Genomic DNA, 14,851 nt, shown 5'->3' on the forward strand with positions numbered 1-14,851 from the left:
ATCGCGCCATGGCTACGACAGCACTCCATGAAGACCTCGTGAGAATGGCCGATCTCCTCCAGCCGGCCACGATCCGCGCCGCGGCCACCCTGCGTCTGGTGGACCACATCGAAGCCGGATCGACCACCGCCGCCGACCTCGCGGCCCGCACGGACACCCACCCCGACCTGCTCGACATGCTGCTGCGCCACCTCGTGCACCTCGGCCTTCTGCGCCGGGACGACGCCGGGAGCCACGAAGTCACCGAACTGGGCGCGCCCCTGCGGGACTCGGACCCGGCCGGGGTACGCCGCCACCTCAGCATGGACGGCCTCTTCGGCAGGACCGACCTGGCCTTGGTCAACCTGCTGCACACCGTACGGACCGGTGAGCCCGCCCACGCCTCCCTCTTCGGGCGCGGCTACTGGGAAACCGTCAACGAAGATCCGCAGTTCGCCCAGGCGCTGAGCGAGGAGAGCCCCAGGGAGCTCGGCTGGGACGCCGAACTCGTCCGCGACGGCTACGACTGGTCGACGGCCGGCAGCGTCATGGACATCGGCGGCCACAACGGCACGCTGCTCATGGAGCTCGCCCTGCACCACCCCCATCTGCGGGGCGCGGTGCTGGACCTGAAGAACGTCGCCGAGCTCGCCGGGCGCCGTTTCGAGGAGAGCGGCCTCGCCGACCGCTGCACCGCCGTCGTCGGCAGCTTCTTCGACCCGATCACCCCCGGGTTCGACGTCTATCTGCTCTCCGCGATCCTCGCCGACTGGGACGACGAGAAGGCCGTCGCCCTCCTCCGCCGCGTCGCCGAGGCGGCCGGTGCCGACGGCCGGATCCTGATCGCCGACGTGAACATCCCCGTCCACAGCGCCGGGACCGCGTCCGCCGCGATGGAGCTCTACCTCCGGGTCGTCATGCCCAAGCCCGTGCGCACGGTGGAGGAGATCAAGGCGCTGGGCGCCGCCGCCGGGCTCACGGTCTCCTGGGAGGGGCCCGTCACCCCGGTCAGGACGCTGCTGGAGTTCCGCAATGCTTGAGTTCGACTCCGTGGCCAAGAGCTTCGGCGACAAGCGCGTCCTGCGCGAGCTGTCCCTCGTCGTGAAGCCGGGCGAGCTGTACGGCTTCTGCGGCGCCAACGGCGCGGGCAAGACCACCGCGATGCGCATCGCCCTCGGGGTGCTGACCGCCGACTCCGGCGACGTGCGCTGGCAGGGCCGGCCCGTGGACGCCGATTCCCGCCGCCGGTTCGGCTACATGCCCGAGGAGCGCGGCCTCTACGCCAAGATGACGCCCCGCGACCAGCTCGTCTTCTTCGCCGGCCTCAGCGGGGTGGCCCCGGCCACCGCCCGCCGGCGCGCGGACGAGTGGATCGAGCGGCTCGGTGTCGTCCTCGGCCCCAAGGACATGCTCGAGAAGCTGTCGCTGGGCAACCAGCAGAAGGTCCAGCTCATCGCCTCCCTGATCCACGACCCTGACGTTCTCGTCCTCGACGAGCCCTTCTCCGGGCTCGACCCGGTGGCCGTGGACGCCATGGCGGAGGTCCTCCTGGAATTCGCCCGCAAGGGCGTACCGACCCTCTTCTCCAGCCACCAGCTCGACCTGGTCGAGCGGCTGTGCGACCGGGTCGGCATCATCCGCGACGGCGCCCTGGTCGCCGAGGGAACGGTCGACCACCTGCGCCGCAGCGCGGGCAGCGGTCAGCTGGAGATCGCCCTCTCCGGCGCACCCGACGACTGGGCGGCTTCCGTCCCCGGCGTGCGGGTCGTCGCCACGACGGGCGCGAAGGTCACGCTGGAGGTCGAGGACGGCGTCCCGGCCCAGCGGATCCTGGCCGCCGCCCAGGAGCTGGGCCGGCTGGAGCACTTCGGCCGGCGCGACCCCGCGCTCGCCGACATCTTCCGGGAGTCGGTCGCCGGGAGCGCCCGGTGACCGGCACGGCAGGGGGAGGGACGGCGATGGGAAACGCCGCGCTGATCAAGGTCGTCGCAGCCCGCGAGATCACTCAGCAGATGCGCAGCAAGGCCTTTTGGATCTCGGTGGCGGTGACGGCGCTGATGCTGGCCCTGTCCTTCGGGGCCACCACGCTCTTCCAGGGCGGCGGCGAAGGCAGGTCCACGGTCGGTGTGGTCGGCCGGCAGGCCGCCCTGACGCCCGCCCTGGGCGACCGGGCCGAGGTCAGCCGCTACGACAACGACGAGGCCGCACGGCAGGCGGTGCGCGACGGCAAGGCCGACGCCGCGGTCCTCAGCAGCGACCGGATCGCGGTCCTGCGGGAACTGCCCGAGGACCTGGGCCGGGCCCTCCAGGAGGCGCACCGCGCGGCCGGTCAGGCCGACCGGCTGGCGGAGCACGGAGTACCGGCCAAGGACGTTCCCGGTCTGCTCACCGTCGAGCCGCTGAAGGTCACCACCCTCGACCCCGACGCCGAGCGGGTCCAGCAGCGGACCATCGCCGCGGGCACGGGCGTCTTCCTGCTCTTCATGCTGATGCTCGTCTCCGGCCTGGCCGTGGCGCAGGGCGTCGCGGAGGAGAAGGCCAGCCGCATCGTGGAGGTGCTGCTCGCGAAGGTCCGGCCCTGGCACCTGCTCGCCGGGAAGATCACCGGACTCGGCGCGGCGGCCCTCGTGCAGATGCTGGCGCTGGCGACCGCGACCCTGAGCGCGGCGATCGGCTTCGGTGTCTTCGAGACGCCGTCCGACGCGCTCGGTACCGGCGCCAATCTGCTGCTGTGGTTCGTCCCCGGCTACCTCCTCTTCATCACGCTCTACGCGGTGGCCGGCTCGCTGGTCTCGCGCCCCGAGGACGTCAACCACGTCGTCGGCCCGGTCAACGCGCTCCAGATGGTCGGCCTCATCGGCCCCGTGCTGGCGGTGTCGGGCAGCACCGACTCGTCCACCCTCCGGATCCTCTCGATGGTCCCCGGGACGTCCTGGGCGTCGATGCCGGTCCGCATGGCGTACGAGGACGTGGCGTGGTGGGAGATCGGTGCCGCCTTCGGGCTCATGGCCCTGGCGATCGCCGTCCTGGTCCGCGTCGGCAGCCGCGTCTACACCGGCGGGCTGCTCCAGTACGGCGGCATCGTCAAGGTCAAGGACGCCCTGGCGGGCGCGCGGCAGTGACACCGCCCGCACCGCGGTCCCGGTCGAACCATTCGTAATTTCCATTCCAGGCAAGGGAGTTGGGGCGCCATGAGTGGCGTACTGAAGAGCGGGACAGCGGCCGCGGGCCCTGACCCGAAGCTGCGGATCCTCACCGAGCTGTCCCGGGGCAACGGCCCGGCGCTCGTCCTCGTCGGGGTGCTCGCCGTGCTGTCCACGGCGGCCACCCTGGCCCTGCCGATGGTGGTCGGCAAGCTGCTGGCCGCCATCCAGAACGACGAGGGGCTGGCCCTGTGGGCCGCGGTGATGGTGGGTGTCGGCTTCGGCTCCGCCGCCGCCGGCGCGCTCGCCGCCTTCCTCCTCGGCCGGATGGGCCAGGAGCTGATCTACCGGCTCCGGGTCCGCACGATGGACCACGCCCTCGGACTGCGGCTCGCCGACGCGCAGCGGGAGGGCGGCGGCAATCTGACCGCCCGCATCACCGCCGACGCCGCCCGGGTGAAGAGCCTCATCGACATCGGCCCGATCCAGCTCCCCATGGCGGGCGTCACCGTCGTCGGCACCCTCGTCATCATGGGCCTGCTGGACTGGGTGCTGCTGCTCATCACCGTCGGCGCGTTCCTCATAGCCGTCGGCGTCATCACCGTCGTCATCAAGGGGCTGCGCCGCAAGTACGCGGCCCTCCAGGACGAACTCGGCGGCATGGCCCAGAACTTCGTCTCCGCGATGGAGTCCCTGACCGTCATCAAGGCCTACCGCGCCGAGCGCAGGACCTCCCGCGCCCTCGCCGGCCGCGCGCGCAAGCTCGCGGACCTGGAGATCGAGGCCGCCAAGATGGAGTCCCTGATGGTCCCGGTGATCAACCTGGGCCAGCAGATCGCCCTGGTCGCCGTGGTCGTCGGCGGCGGCGCCCGGATGCTCGACGGGCACCTCACCCTCGCCGACTTCGTCGCCTTCCTGCTCTACCTCCTCCAGCTCACCGCCCCCCTGATCATGGCCGCCTCGGGCGTCAGCGGACTCCAGACCGGCCTCGTCGCCCGCAAGCGCTTCGAGGACGTCTTCGCCCTGCCCACCGAGGACGTCGAGGCCCCCGCCCCCGAGAACGCCGCGCCCCTGCGCAACGCCCCCGCCGTCCGCTTCGAGAACGTCACCTTCGGCTACGGCGACGACCGGCCCGTCCTGCGCGGCGCCGACCTCACCGTCCCCGCCCGCGGACTGACCGCCATGGTCGGCCTCTCCGGTTCGGGCAAGAGCACCTCGCTCGCGCTCATCGAGCGGTTCGTGGAGCCGGAGTCCGGCCGCGTCTCCGTCTACGGGCGGGACGTCGCCGAGTGGCCGCTCGGCGAGCTGCGCGGCCAGATCGGCTACGTCGACCAGTCCAACACCCTGCTCCAGGACTCCGTGCGCGGCAATCTCACCCTCGGCCGCGACGAGAGCCGCCCCGCCGACGACGAGGAGCTGTACGCCGCACTGGAGAGCGTCGGCCTCGCCGAGGAGATCCGCTCCCTGCCCGACGGCCTGGACACCGTGCTCGGCGGCGCCGACAACCTCTCCGGCGGCCAGCGCCAGCGGCTCGCCCTCGCCCGCGCCACCCTCTCCGACACCCGCCTGGTCCTGCTCGACGAGCCGTCCTCGCACCTGGACAGCATCAACGAGCAAAGGCTGAGGAACGTCGTCGACTCCCTCGCCGCCGACCGCGCCGTGCTCGTCGTCGCCCACCGGATCTCCACCATCCAGCACGCCGACCACGTGATCGTCATGGACGCCGGCCGGGTCGTGGACCAGGGCGACCACGACGCCCTGCTGCGCCGCTGCCCCGCCTACGCCGAGCTGGTGAGCGGCCAGGTGCTCAGCACCGGCACCCCCGCCCCCGCCCCCGCGCTCGCGTGACCGACGAGGAGAGCACCACCGTGTCCGTACCGTCCGTACCCTCCGCTTCCGTCACCCCGCGCACCGGCTACTCCGTGCTGATGCCCTTCACCCCCGCCCGGCACGAGCAGATCCTGCCCTTCGCGGCACTCACCCAGTGGAGCGCCGCCCACCGCCTCTGGCAGGGCCAGTCCTCGGTGGGCGACCCGCACCAGACCTTCGCCTACGCGGCGGCCTCCGGCTTCCACGTCCCCGTCGGCACCGGGGTGACCGTGATGCCGCTGCGCCACCCCTTCGAGGCCGCCCTCCAGGCACAGGCCCTGGCCGTCGCCATGGGCCATCCCGTGGTGGCCGGCTTCGGCCCGGGCGCCGCCGTCTTCCAGCGCAACATGCTCGGCGCCCCCTACCGCAGCCAGCTCGGCGCCTGCCGGGAGTACGTCACCGCCGTCCGCGGCCTGCTCGACGGCGAGGAGGTCGACCTGGACGGCGAGTTCTTCCGCTGCCGCGGCAGCCTCCCCACCCTGCCCCGCCCGGGGATCGAGATCGGCCTCGGCGTGCTGCGCCCGGGCATGGCCCGCCTGGCGGGCGAGGTCGCCGACACGGCCATCACCTGGCTGACCCCGGCCCCCTATCTGCGGGACGTCGTCGTCCCCGCGATGCGCGAGGGCGCGGCCGCCGCCGGGCGGCCCGTGCCCCGCCTGGTGGCCATCGTGCCGGTGGCGCTCGACAAGCCCGGCCGGGACCCCGCCGCCGTGGCCCTCGCCAGCAACTCCGGCCACATGAGCATGCCGCACTACACCGACATGCTCCGCCGCTCGGGCATCGAGGTCGACATGAAGGCCGACCCGATGGCCAGCGCCAAGGCCCTCATCGCGGGCGGCGGCTTCCTCAGCGGCGGCCCCGCGGAGATCTCCGCCGGGCTGGAGCGCTACTGGGAGGCGGGCGTCGACGAGATCGTCATCAACGTCACCGGAGTGCACCTCACCCAGGGGCCGCGCGTCGCGCTGAAGGAGCTCGAAGAAGTCCTGAGAGAGGTGGCGTAAATGACCGAACCCCCGTACCCCCTCGTCCACGTGCCCGAACTCGGCGTGGACCGACTGCTGTTGGTGGTCACCGGCTCGACCTTCGCCACCGGCCTGCCGTTCTGGGCCGACTGGCTGCGGATGTCCTATCCGCACCTGGAGACGTCCGTGGTGCTCACCCGCAGCGCCCAGCGCTTCGTCACCCGGCAGGCCCTGGCCCACCGGGTCGGCGGCGAAGTGCTCACCGACGTCTGGCCGGAGGAGGAGGCCCGCGCCCGGCACGTCGAACTCGCCGAGTGGGCACAGGCCTTCGTCGTCTATCCGGCGACCCTGCACTACACCGCCCGGCTCGCCCTCGGCCTCGCCGACAGCCCGTCGCTGCTCGCCGCCCAGGTCACCAAGGCTCCCATCGCGCTGGCCCCGTCGCTGCCGCCGGGCGGGCTGGACAGCGCCGCCTTCCAGAAGCACTGGGCCACGCTGTCCGCCCGACCGAACGTCGTGATGACGGCGCCGGAGCCGGGCCGCAGCGCGACGACCGGGCGGATGGAGGCGTGGGTCCCGCCGCCGATGCCCGACGTCATCGAGGCGCTGGAGCAGCGCCGCGCCGAACTCGCGGCGGACCGCTCCGCCCACCCCGCGGAAAGGGCCCTGCTGTGACCGTCACGACCGTCCGCACCGAGCCGGAGGCGGAGGACACCCAGGCCCCGCCGCTGACGGAGTACGGCACCGGCCTGCTGCGCACCACCGTCCTGCCGCTGCCCGACGGCACCTACGAGTGGCGCCGGGCCCCGGGCCCGCTCGCCCCCGCCCCCTTCGTCCGGCTGTCCCCGGAGGCCGTCGCCCGCCTCGCGGACGCGGCCGGGCGGCCGGCGCCGGGCCAGGTCCTCCTCGCCCCGGCCCGCCCGGACGGCGAGGCCCGGACCTACCGGGTCGCCGGAGCCGAGTCCGTGGCGTTCGTCCTCCTCACCACCGGGGTCACGCCCGCCCTGCACGGCCCGCTGCGCGGCCTGGGCCGGGCGCTGCGGACCCTCCACGAAACGCCCCTGGACGAGCTGCCGGCCGGCCGCCGCTCCCGCGGCCTGGACCGGCTCGTCACCTGGCTCGACGGGCACACCCCGAGCCCGCGCGCGGCCCATGCCCAGGCGCAGGTCCGCCGGGCGCTGGGCCCCGGGCGCTGGGCGCGGGTGCGCGGCTGGGCCGAGGAGGTCACGGGCGACGACCGGGTCGTGTTCGCGCACGGCGCGGCGGGCCTCGGCTCCCTGGTGATCGGCGGGCCGCCCGGCACCGCCGCGCTGCTGACCGGCGAGGACGTGTGCGCCGCCCCCTGGTACGTCGACCTCGGCTGGGTCGTCGGCGAGCTCGTGGAACTCAAGTGGCAGCTCGGTGGCGACCCGGCCACCTGGCAGTTGCTCATCGACGCGCTCTTCGACGGCTACGGACGCGACCTCGGCACCGACTGGCGGAAGCTGGCGGCGCTGCGCGTGCTGCTGCACGTCCACGACATCGCGGCCTATCTCGACGACCACCAGGGCGGGTTCGACCACTACTCCTCGTTCCTGAAGTTCCTGACCGACCTGTGACGCCTCGGCCCTTTCAAAGACTTCGTCACGCCCGACCCCCGATGCGGAGGACCTCTCCACCATGACGGAAAGCCGCGGACACTCCGCGCTGTGCCGATTCACGCTGCCCAACGGTCTGCGTGTCCTTCTCGAGCCGCAGCCCGGGGTGCCGCGCGCTGCCGTCTCCGTGCACTACGGGGTGGGGTTCCGCTCCGAGCCGCCGGGCCGTGAGGGATTCGCCCACCTCTTCGAGCACTTGATGTTCCGCGGCAGCGCGAGCCTGCCCGACGGGCGCTTCTACGACCATGTGCACCGCCTCGGCGGCCAGGCCAACGGCACCACCCACCAGGAGTACACCGACTACTACCAGGTCGCCCCGGCCTCCGCCCTGGAGCAGGCGCTGTTCGCCGAGGCCGACCGGATGCGCGCGCCGACCTTCACCCCCGAGGCGCTCGCCGAGCAGCTCGACGGGGTCGCGGAGGAGATCCACCAGGCCGTGGCCGGGCGCCCGTACGGCGGTTTCCCCTGGCCGCTGCTGCCGGGCGTCCTCTTCCGTTCCTTCGCCAACGCCCATGACGGGTACGGCGACGCGGAACGGCTGCGGCGGACCACCCCGGCGGACTGCGCCGAGTTCTTCGACGCGTACTACGCGCCCGCCAACGCCGTGCTGACCGTGGTCGGTTCGGTCGACCCCGTGCACACGCGGGCCCTGATCGAGCGGCACTTCGGTGACATCCCCGCCCGGCCCGTGGCGCCCGTCCCCTCCCGCGAGGAGCCGCTGCCGACCGCCGACCGCTGGGCCGCCTGCACCGAGCCCGGCGTGCCGGGCACGGCCCTGGCCCTCGGCTACCGCCTCCCCGACCCCGAGCAGGACCTGCCCGGCTATCTGGCGCACACGGTGCTGGCCCGGCTGATGAGCCGGCACGGAGGCGCGGCACTGCGCATGCCCGCCGTCAGCGCCGGCTGTGGCTTCTTCGGCCCGCTGGACGCCAAGGACCCCGACGCGCTGGTCGTCACGGCCGTGCTGCCCGCCGGCACCCGGCCCGAGGACGCCGTGGGGGCCGTGGCCGGGCAGTGGGCGGCCTGGGCCGCGGACCCGGGCCTGCCGGACGCGGTCGCCCGTACCGCCACGGCCCTGGTCTCCGAGCACCATCGCGCCCACGCCGACATCCAGACCAGATCCCGCGCGCTCGGCCGGCTGGAGATCCTCTTCGGCCGCGCCGAACTCCTGGACGAACTACCGGTCCTGCTCGCTGGACTGGATCCCCGACGGGTCGCCGAGGCGGCCCGTTCGCTGTCTTCCGCGCCCAAGGCCGTGCTGGTCATGGAGCCGGGCGAGGTCCGTACCCGGCCCCGGCGGACCGAGGCCGGGTCCGCCGCCCGCCCGGCGGCCGCGGGCGTCCGGGCTCCCAGCGCGGCGGAAGGCTCCCGCCCCGTGCCCGGCCCCGGCCCCCAGCCGGCGCCCGCCCACGCCGGGCTGCGCGACACCGTCGTCCCCGGCGGCCTGCGGGTCGTCGCGGTGGCCGACCGACGGGCCCCCTTGGTGGAGCTGCGGCTGCGGCTGCCGCTCGGCCCCGCGGGCTGGAGCCGGCCCGGGCAGAGCGCCGCGCTGCTGCGCGCGCTCGCCACGCGCTCCCGGGCGGCGGTCCGGGCGGCGGCGCTCGGCGGCAGCTTCGAGCTGTCCACGGACGGCGAGTGGGCCGACGCCACCGGCTACGTCCCCGCCGCCGGCACCGAGAGCTGGCTGGAACTCCTCGCCGAGATCCTCACCGGCGCCCGCGAGGTGCCGTCCTGGCCCGCCGCCATGGCGCGCACCCCCGATCAGGCACTGGACGACGCGGTACGGTCCCGATGGCTCCAGGCACCCGCCCCGGACGCCGCTTTCCTGCCACCGGCGGGCGGCTCGCTGGTGGCCGTCGGCGACCTCGACCCCGAAGGGTTCGCCGACCTCGCGGCCCGGGCGCTGTCCTCCTGGCAGGACGGCTTCGCGCACCTGTCCGACGTCGCGTGGCCGACCCGCCCCGGCACTCCGCCGGCCCCGGGGGAGCCGCTGGTCCTGCGCGACGACCATCAGCCGGACGTCCAGCTGATCGTGGGCACGGCCGAACCGGCGGGAGCCGGTGAGGAAGCCGCGCGCTTCCTCGCGACGGCCGTGCTCGGTGGCTGGTTCCGGGCCCGTCTCGCGGAGCGCTTCGCGCGCCGGGCCGACGCGGGCTTCGAGCTGTACGCGGGCCGCGACACCGTCGTCGGCATACCGCGCGCCTATGTCCGGGGGAAGGTTCCGCGGGGCCTGGAGGAAGAGACGCTCTCCGGAATCCACGCGGAGCTGGCCCGACTGGCCGAGGAGCCCATCGGTGCGGCCGAGTTGGACCCGGCGCGGGACTTCTGCGCCGCACAACTGCTGGGTGCTTTCGACTCTCCCGAGGCGCACGCCGATCTGTTGCGGCGGGCCGTCGGGGCGGGCGGGAATCCGCTGGAGCTGTACGGGCTTCCGGAGCGGCTGCGGACCGTGTCGGCCGATGAGGTCGCGAAGGCGGCGGTGGAGCTCTTCCCGGTCGGCGCGTTGCGCGCGGCGGGGGATGCGGCCGGTGCTCCGGCCGTCGTGCCGGTCCGGCTGTGACGGGCGAGGGGGCCGTCCGGGCGGGACCTGTGGTGCTCGGGTGGGTGGGGCAGGCCGGGTCAGAACCCGGCGCCCTCGGCCCCACCGGCCAGGTTCGCGATCCGCCGCAGCTCGGCGAGGTGTCCGGCCAGGGCCTCGCGGCCGGCCGGGGTGAGCGAAAGCCATGTGTGCGTACGGGACTTCAGCGGTGCCTTCTTGACCGCCACGTACCCGGCGGTCTGAAGTACCTTGACCTGCTTGCTGAGTACGGAGTCGCTCACCCCGAGGGTGTCCCGGACCACCGAGAACTCGAGTGCGTCGACGGATGCCAGGCTCGCGCAGATCTGCAGCCGGTTGGTGGGATGGATGATCTCGTCGAATGCCACGGCGGTCAGACCCCGGCCCGGACGTCCTGGGTCAGCGCGTCGTCGGCTCGACGGCTGACCACGGTGGTGAGGACGAAGGCGAGCACCCCGGCGACGCTCATCGGTCCGTCCAGGCCGAAGCCGATCTGGAGCACCAGCCCGACGGCGGCGAGGACGCCGAGCAGCAGCAGGTAGAAGCCGTAAAGGCCGCGCGCGCCAGGGGTGTTCAGCGGATTGGCGATCGCGACACCCCGGGAGCGGGCCGCGGACCAGGCCAGCGCGGGCGGGGCCAGTACGGCGCCGACGATCAGGCCGGAGGGCATCATGCTGCCGCCCACGTCGATCGAGGTGAAGGCGAGCGCGACGGACGCGCCGAGCCCGACGTGGTACCACCAGGGGCTCTCGACCCGGCTCGCGACCTGGGCGCGAGTGGCGGAGACGCTGTCGAGGGCGGCTTGGGCGGCGGTCGCGGAGTACGTCTTGTCGTTTTCCATGATGGAAAGCGTAGCGGCGACTTTCCACCATGGCAAGTGTGTGGAGGGTGTCGGGTGAGAAGTCATAGTGAGAAGGGCGCAAGGGAGTTGAGCGAGATGAATGACCGTCATGACCCGCAGGTGGTGATCACCGCGGTCCGGCACGATCCCGGTGCGGCGCCGGGCCAGACCACGGTGATCAGGGTGCTGAGCATGCTGCCCGCCCACTGGGTGTGCACGCCGGTGGCGGACCAGGACGGCTTCGAGCTGCGCGTCCGGCTTCAGGGCGCGGCGGAGGCGGAGGAGGCCGAGGCCGTGAGAGCGTGCGTGGCCCGTGTCTTCGAGGACCCGGCGCTGCGCGGCTGGCGACGGACAGGCTGAACGGCATGGCGGTACACGGGGCGGCCGGGGCGCGAGGCAGGACGGCCGGGACGGAACGCGGGACGGCCGGGCCCGGAGCCCGGGCCCGGCGCCATCGGCGCGTCTCGCGTCAGATCCAGCCCCGCTCGCGGGCCAGCAGCGCCGCGTGCGGCCGGCTGCTCGCATCGAGGATCTTCAACAGGTCGGCGACGTGCCGGCGGTACGTCCGTACGGAGATCCCCAGGTCGCGGGCGCCGATCTCGTCCTTGCCGACCTTGCACATCGATTCGAGCACCTGCTGCTCGATCTCCGAGAGCCCGCCCTCGCCGACGTCGCCCGTCACCTCGCGGTCGACCAGCGCGGCAAGATCCGCCGCCTCGTTCCAGATCTTCTCGAAGAGCGCCAGGATGTTGGCGACGAGGCCCTCCTCCTGGGCGACCAGCGCGCCGCGCGAGGTGTCCGCCGGATCGACGGGGACCAGCGCCGTGCGCCGGTCGTAGACGAGGATCCGCTCGGAGATGTCGTCCGCCACCCTGATCTCGGCGCCCTGCGCGGCGAGTTCGAGGAGATAGCGGACGGTCGGCGGGTCGGTGAGCGCCTCCTTCAGCACGACGCTGCGCACCCGCACACCGCGCCGGAGGCACCGCCGGTCGAGCGGCCGGGCGTGCTCGATGTTGGCGGGGGTGAGCGCGGCGTACGGCTCGACCGACAGGATCTCCTCCCGCGCGAAGAACGCGAGGTCGTCGATGCGGTCACGGATCTCGGCGACGTTCTCCATCCGCTCGACCCCCTGCGGGGGCAGCGTTCTGGCGCCCTGTTCCGCCCGCAGGTCCGCGATCACGGCCCTGGACCGGGTGACTTCCTGGAGCTGGCGGTACAGCTCCGCCATCCGCACCTCGGTGAGCCGGTCCACGGCCACTTCCGGGTCGGCCGGGGCGATGGTCCCGCGTTCCGTGCGGCGCAGCACGCCGAGGTCGGAGAGCCGGGTCACGGCCTCCTGGGCCCGGTCCTGTTCGACGTGGAGACGCAGATGGATATCGTCGGGCGCCGTATCAGGATTTCGCAGGAAATGTCGGTAGAGACTTTCCTCCATGGCCGAGATCCCGAATACGGCCAGACTGGTGCCGCACATGTCCGCCCTCCCCCTTGTTGAGCACCGTGCGCGCGGGTCAGGCGGGCACGGCATGAGTGACCGCTGCTTCCGGTCACTTCAAGGATGGTAATGCCGAGGCAAAGTCCCAGGTCAGGGGCGAAAGTACGGTTGTGACGCGGTTGTGACGCATGATCATTCGGCCACTTCCGGATCCGCGTCCCGGCGGACGTTGACCGGCGGTTGATCACTCCTTGACGGCACTGCGCGAGGGTGGGGCCGTCGGCGCGGGCGCACCGGACTCGCGCGTGGTTCAGCGAAGCAGAGGTACGAAGTGATCACGTTTCCGCAGGACGCACAGATCCCCGTCGAGCCCTTCGCCCGCGCTCAGGAGGACACCGCCCACGGCCGGGTGGGTGCCCGGGCCGTACGGGAGGACACCGGCGGCTCCTGCTTAACGGCGGCCGGCGCGGGCGACGGCGGGCTCTGGCAGGCGCGCATCTACGCGTTGGTGAACGACCACCGCGCCGCCCGGGGCCTTTCCCCCCTCCGCCCCGACGACCGGCTGGCCGGGGCCGCCGCGACGAGCAGCCGGGAGCAGGCCCGTCGCCGGCGCCAGGGTCACTACGTCCCGCTGCGGGCCGCGGCCGACCGGTACGGATACCCGGTCGCCGGCATCGCGGAGAACACCGGCGGTTGCTTCGACGACCCCGAGAAGGTCTTCGCGGACTGGCTCGGGGAGCCCGACCACGAGCGGGCCCTGCTCAGCGCGGAGTTCACGCACATGGGGGCGGCCCTGACCGTGGCCGACACCCCGTACTCGTCCCTGCTCATGGCCGGCACCTTGTGACGAAAGCCTGACGTGGGACGGGAGTGGTCCTGTCCCCGCGATACCCCACGACAAGCCGAAGAGCCGCGCCCCGCACGAAGCGGGACGCGGCTCCGATGTGTCTTGGGATCAGCCCTTGAGGCCGGCCATCCACGCCTCGACGTCGGCGGACGTCCGGGGCAGACCGTCGGAGAGGTTCCGGTTGCCGTCCTCGGTGACGAGGATGTCGTCCTCGATCCGGACGCCGATGCCGCGGTACTCCTCGGGCACGGACACGTCGTCGGCCTGGAAGTACAGGCCGGGCTCGACGGTCAGCACCATGCCGGGCTCCAGGACGCCGTCCACGTAGGTCTCCGTGCGGGCGACCGCGCAGTCGTGGACGTCCAGGCCGAGCATGTGGCCGGTGCCGTGCAGGGTCCAGCGGCGCTGGAGGCCGAGCTCCAGGACGCGCTCGACCGGGCCCTCGACCAGGCCCCACTCGACGAGCCGCTCGGCGAGGACGCGCTGGGCGGCGTCGTGGAAGTCGCGGTACTTCGCGCCGGGCCGGACCGCCGCGATACCGGCCTCCTGGGCCTCGTACACCGCGTCGTAGATCTTCCGCTGGAGGTCGGTGTACGTGCCGTTGATCGGCAGCGTGCGCGTGACGTCCGCGGTGTAGAGGGTGTGCGTCTCGACGCCGGCGTCGAGGAGCAGCAGCTCGCCGGAGCGGACCGGGCCGTCGTTGCGCACCCAGTGCAGGGTGGTGGCGTGCGGACCGGCGGCGCAGATGGAGCCGTAGCCGATGTCGTTGCCCTCGACCCGGGCGCGCAGGAAGAACGTTCCTTCGATGTAGCGCTCCGAGGTGGCCTCGGCCTTGTCGAGAACCTTCACCACGTCCTCGAAGCCGCGGACCGTGGAGTCCACCGCCTTCTGCAGCTCGGCTATCTCGAAGGCGTCCTTCACGAGCCGCTGCTCGCTGATGAAGACCCGCAGCTCCTCGTCGCGCTCGGCGGTGACCTTGTCGGTCAGGGCCGCTTCGACGCCCGCGTCGTGGCCGCGGACGGCCCGGACCGGGCCGGAGGCGTCGCGCAGGGCGTCGGCCAGCTCGCGGACGTCCTGGCAGGGCATGCCGTAGAGCCGCTCGGCCTCGGAGAGGCTGTGGCGGCGGCCGACCCACAGCTCGCCCATGCCGTCGAGCCAGAACTCGCCGTTCTCGCGGTCCGAGCGGGGCAGCAGGTACAGCGTCGCCTCGTGCCCGCTCTCACCCGTCGGCTCCAGGACCAGGACGCCGTCCTGGGTCTGGTCGCCGGTGAGGTACACGTACTCGGTGGAGGCGCGGAAGCTGTACTCGGTGTCGTTCGAGCGGGTCTTCAGATTGCCCGCGGGGATCACCAGACGCTCACCGGGGAAACGCGCGGAGAGGTCCGCACGGCGGCGGGCGGTGTCCGGCGCCTGGGCTATCGGCCGCAGATCGCGCAGCTCGGTGTCGGCCCAGCCGGACTTCATGTTCTCGGCAAGCTCGTCGGAGACGGCCGGATACAGACCGTTCTTCCGCTGCTTGATCGGCTCGTCACCCTCGGGGTTCTCGGGCGCGGGCTGCTGCTCGGTCACTGCATTCCTCCTCGG

At 73.0% G+C, this 14,851-nt stretch carries 14 protein-coding genes; 10 read left to right on the forward strand and 4 right to left on the reverse strand.

Annotated elements, in window-relative coordinates; translation table 11 throughout:
• Positions 1-44: 44 nt before the first annotated feature.
• From JO379_RS17765 to JO379_RS33325, 8 genes are all read left to right on the forward strand, one after another.
• Positions 45-1,019, forward strand: a complete 975-nt coding sequence (locus tag JO379_RS17765) for a methyltransferase (protein WP_245381484.1) — start codon at positions 45-47, stop codon at positions 1,017-1,019.
• Complete coding sequence (locus tag JO379_RS17770; protein ID WP_130878492.1) at positions 1,012-1,911, forward strand: ABC transporter ATP-binding protein; 900 nt, start codon at positions 1,012-1,014, stop codon at positions 1,909-1,911. The genes JO379_RS17765 and JO379_RS17770 overlap by 8 nt, the downstream gene beginning before the upstream one ends.
• A 26-nt stretch (positions 1,912-1,937) precedes the next feature.
• Positions 1,938-3,101 carry an ABC transporter permease gene (locus tag JO379_RS17775; protein WP_209515742.1) on the forward strand — a complete coding sequence of 388 codons (1,164 nt, stop codon included), beginning with the start codon at positions 1,938-1,940 and terminating at the stop codon, positions 3,099-3,101.
• Positions 3,102-3,170: 69 nt separating this feature from the next.
• Positions 3,171-4,970, forward strand: a complete 1,800-nt coding sequence (locus JO379_RS17780) for an ABC transporter ATP-binding protein (RefSeq protein ID WP_130878490.1) — start codon at positions 3,171-3,173, stop codon at positions 4,968-4,970.
• An 80-nt stretch (positions 4,971-5,050) separates the two neighbouring features.
• Entirely contained in the window at positions 5,051-5,992 is a 942-nt protein-coding gene (locus tag JO379_RS17785) for an LLM class flavin-dependent oxidoreductase (RefSeq protein ID WP_209518739.1), read from the forward strand.
• Entirely contained in the window at positions 5,993-6,628 is a 636-nt protein-coding gene (locus tag JO379_RS17790; protein ID WP_130878489.1) for a flavoprotein, read from the forward strand.
• The gene (locus JO379_RS17795; RefSeq protein ID WP_209515746.1) at positions 6,625-7,551 is read left to right on the forward strand and encodes a hypothetical protein; all 927 of its coding nucleotides are present in this window, start codon (positions 6,625-6,627) and stop codon (positions 7,549-7,551) included. The genes JO379_RS17790 and JO379_RS17795 overlap by 4 nt, the downstream gene beginning before the upstream one ends.
• A gap of 61 nt (positions 7,552-7,612) precedes the next feature.
• Positions 7,613-10,150: a M16 family metallopeptidase gene (locus JO379_RS33325; protein ID WP_245381485.1), complete on the forward strand. Its 2,538-nt coding sequence runs from the start codon at positions 7,613-7,615 to the stop codon at positions 10,148-10,150.
• 59 nt (positions 10,151-10,209) lie between these two features.
• Here the strand turns inward: JO379_RS33325 and JO379_RS17805 are convergent, their stop codons facing one another.
• Together JO379_RS17805 and JO379_RS17810 are read right to left on the reverse strand one after the other, a co-directional pair.
• Positions 10,210-10,524, reverse strand: coding sequence for a transcriptional regulator (locus tag JO379_RS17805; protein ID WP_130878813.1), 315 nt, complete (start codon positions 10,522-10,524; stop codon positions 10,210-10,212).
• A complete protein-coding gene (locus JO379_RS17810) occupies positions 10,521-10,988 on the reverse strand; it encodes a hypothetical protein (protein WP_209515748.1) in 468 nt (155 codons plus the stop codon). The genes JO379_RS17805 and JO379_RS17810 overlap by 4 nt, the downstream gene beginning before the upstream one ends.
• A gap of 96 nt (positions 10,989-11,084) precedes the next feature.
• On the opposite strand from JO379_RS17810, the gene JO379_RS17815 reads away from it, so the two are divergent.
• Positions 11,085-11,348 carry a hypothetical protein gene (locus JO379_RS17815; protein WP_209515750.1) on the forward strand — a complete coding sequence of 88 codons (264 nt, stop codon included), beginning with the start codon at positions 11,085-11,087 and terminating at the stop codon, positions 11,346-11,348.
• Positions 11,349-11,457: 109 nt separating this feature from the next.
• Here the strand turns inward: JO379_RS17815 and JO379_RS17820 are convergent, their stop codons facing one another.
• Complete coding sequence (locus tag JO379_RS17820) at positions 11,458-12,459, reverse strand: helix-turn-helix domain-containing protein (protein WP_130878485.1); 1,002 nt, start codon at positions 12,457-12,459, stop codon at positions 11,458-11,460.
• A gap of 292 nt (positions 12,460-12,751) precedes the next feature.
• Here JO379_RS17820 and JO379_RS17825 point away from each other — a divergent pair, with 292 nt between their 5' ends.
• Positions 12,752-13,267, forward strand: a complete 516-nt coding sequence (locus tag JO379_RS17825) for a CAP domain-containing protein (protein ID WP_209515752.1) — start codon at positions 12,752-12,754, stop codon at positions 13,265-13,267.
• Positions 13,268-13,375: 108 nt separating this feature from the next.
• On the opposite strand, the gene JO379_RS17830 is transcribed toward JO379_RS17825, so the two are convergent.
• A complete protein-coding gene (locus tag JO379_RS17830; RefSeq protein WP_130878483.1) occupies positions 13,376-14,836 on the reverse strand; it encodes an aminopeptidase P family protein in 1,461 nt (486 codons plus the stop codon).
• Between the last annotated feature and the right edge of the window lie 15 nt (positions 14,837-14,851).

Origin of the sequence: Streptomyces syringium, assembly GCF_017876625.1 — a bacterium.
GTDB classification, from domain to species: domain Bacteria; phylum Actinomycetota; class Actinomycetes; order Streptomycetales; family Streptomycetaceae; genus Streptomyces; species Streptomyces syringius.